This is a genomic window from Oleispirillum naphthae (assembly GCA_027864655.1).
In the GTDB taxonomy this organism is placed as follows: domain Bacteria; phylum Pseudomonadota; class Alphaproteobacteria; order Rhodospirillales; family Rhodospirillaceae; genus Oleispirillum; species Oleispirillum naphthae.
The window spans coordinates 1-2,500 of sequence record JAQAZG010000020.1 but is presented as its reverse complement, the minus strand read 5'-3'; the positions used below and the strand labels follow the sequence as shown (position 1 = coordinate 2,500).

The 2,500-nt window shown below is 56.8% G+C and carries 1 tRNA gene and 2 rRNA genes (1 of these 3 cut by a window edge); all 3 read left to right on the top strand.

Features of this window, described 5'->3' with window-relative positions:
- Positions 1–2,116, top strand: a 23S ribosomal RNA gene (locus O7R11_RS14835) (it extends 629 nt beyond the left edge of the window).
- 78 nt (positions 2,117–2,194) lie between these two features.
- Positions 2,195–2,309 (top strand): 5S ribosomal RNA (rrf, locus tag O7R11_RS14830).
- Positions 2,310–2,421: 112 nt separating this feature from the next.
- Positions 2,422–2,498 (top strand) — tRNA-Met (locus O7R11_RS14825).
- The last annotated feature ends 2 nt before the right edge of the window (positions 2,499–2,500 follow it).

Here is a 2,500-nt window from a genome sequence, read left to right as displayed (position 1 = left end):
CAGGGCGTTCAGTTCGTGGGATTAGACCCGAAACCGGGTGATCTAGCCATGGGCAGGTTGAAGGTGCGGTAACACGCACTGGAGGACCGAACTCACGTCTGTTGAAAAAGACGGGGATGACCTGTGGCTAGGGGTGAAAGGCTAATCAAACTCGGAAATAGCTGGTTCTCCGCGAAAACTATTTAGGTAGTACGTCGCGCGATTACCCACGGGGGTAGAGCACTGGATGGGCTAGGGGGACGCGAGTCTTACCAAACCTAACCAAACTCCGAATACCGTGGAGTACAGCGCGGCAGACAGACTCCGGGTGCTAAGGTCCGGGGTCGAGAGGGAAACAGCCCAGACCGCCAGCTAAGGTCCCCAAGTCATGGCTAAGTGGGAAAGGATGTGGGAAGGCCACAACAACCAGGAGGTTGGCTTAGAAGCAGCCATCCTTTAAAGAAAGCGTAATAGCTCACTGGTCTAAGAGCCGTCCTGCGCCGAAGATGTACCGGGGCTGAAGCCATGCACCGAAGCTGCGGGTTCGATCTTTTGATCGAGCGGTAGCGGAGCGTTCCGTAGGCCTGCGAAGGTGAACCGTGAGGTTTGCTGGAGGTATCGGAAGCGAGAATGCTGACATGAGTAGCGATAAACAGTGTGAGAAACACTGTCGCCGAAAGTCCAAGGGTTCCTGCGCAAGGTTAATCCGCGCAGGGTGAGCCGGCCCCTAAGGCGAGGGCGAAAGCCGTAGTCGATGGGAACCAGGTTAATATTCCTGGGCCTGCTGGAGGTGACGTCTCCCGTAAGTTGTCTGATCTTAACGGATTGATCGGGCAGCGAAGGGGGGCCTGGAAATAGCCCCAGCGTATAGACCGTACCCGAAACCGACACAGGTGGACTGGTAGAGTATACCCAGGCGCTTGAGAGAACGATGTTGAAGGAACTAGGCAAATTGCCCCCGTAACTTCGGGAGAAGGGGGCCTCGTTGGTGGGCAACCATCGGCGAGGGGCACAGACCAGGGGGTAGCGACTGTTTACTAAAAACACAGGGCTCTGCGAAGTCGCAAGACGACGTATAGGGTCCGACGCCTGCCCGGTGCCGGAAGGTTAAGAGGAGGGGTGCAAGCTCTGAATTGAAGCCCCGGTAAACGGCGGCCGTAACTATAACGGTCCTAAGGTAGCGAAATTCCTTGTCGGGTAAGTTCCGACCTGCACGAATGGCGTAACGACTTCCCCACTGTCTCCAACATCGACTCAGCGAAATTGAATTCTCCGTGAAGATGCGGAGTTCCCACGGTCAGACGGAAAGACCCCATGCACCTTTACTATAGCTTCGCAGTGGTATTAGGAATTGAATGTGTAGGATAGGTGGGAGGCTATGAAACCGGGGCGCCAGTTCCGGTGGAGCCAACCTTGAAATACCACCCTTTTGGTTCCTGATATCTAACCGCGGCCCGTGAACCCGGGTCCGGGACCCTGCGTGGTGGGTAGTTTGACTGGGGCGGTCGCCTCCCAAAGAGTAACGGAGGCGCGCGATGGTGAGCTCAAGCTGGTCGGAAATCAGCTGATGAGTGCAATGGCATAAGCTCGCCTGACTGCGACACCGACGGGTGGAGCAGAGACGAAAGTCGGTCATAGTGATCCGGTGGTCCCGCGTGGAAGGGCCATCGCTCAACGGATAAAAGGTACGCTGGGGATAACAGGCTGATCTCCCCCAAGAGTCCACATCGACGGGGAGGTTTGGCACCTCGATGTCGGCTCATCACATCCTGGGGCTGGAGCAGGTCCCAAGGGTTCGGCTGTTCGCCGATTAAAGTGGTACGTGAGCTGGGTTTAGAACGTCGTGAGACAGTTCGGTCCCTATCTGCCGTGGGTGTAGGATACTTGAGAGGAGCTGTCCCTAGTACGAGAGGACCGGGATGGACGTACCTCTGGTGTACCTGTTGTCGCGCCAGCGGCACCGCAGGGTAGCTAAGTACGGACGGGATAACCGCTGAAAGCATCTAAGCGGGAAGCCTCCCTCAAAACCAGGTATCCCTATCAGAGCCGTGGAAGACCACCACGTTGATAGGCCGGGTGTGAAAGCGCGGTGACGCGTGCAGCTAACCGGTACTAATTGCTCGATAGGCTTCACTCTCCTCCTGGTAGAAACAAGCCCGGCCGGGCTTGCCTTTCCAAGGAACGATCAGACACGAAAAGCCCTGAGTTTGGATGGCCTGGTGGTTATGGCCGGCGTGCCCCACCCGATCCCATCCCGAACTCGACCGTGAAACCGCCGCGCGCTGATGGTACTGCATCTTAAGGTGTGGGAGAGTAAGTCGCTGCCAGGCCTTCCAAGCCCAGGGCTCGAAACACCAGACACGCCAATCCTCTCTTCCAATCCAAACCAAAACGCCCGAAGCCAAAAGCCCAGGGCGTTTATCATTCGACACCACACCTTGACGCGGGGTGGAGCAGCCCGGTAGCTCGTCAGGCTCATAACCTGAAGGTCAGAGGTTCAAATCCTCTCCCCGCAACCAAA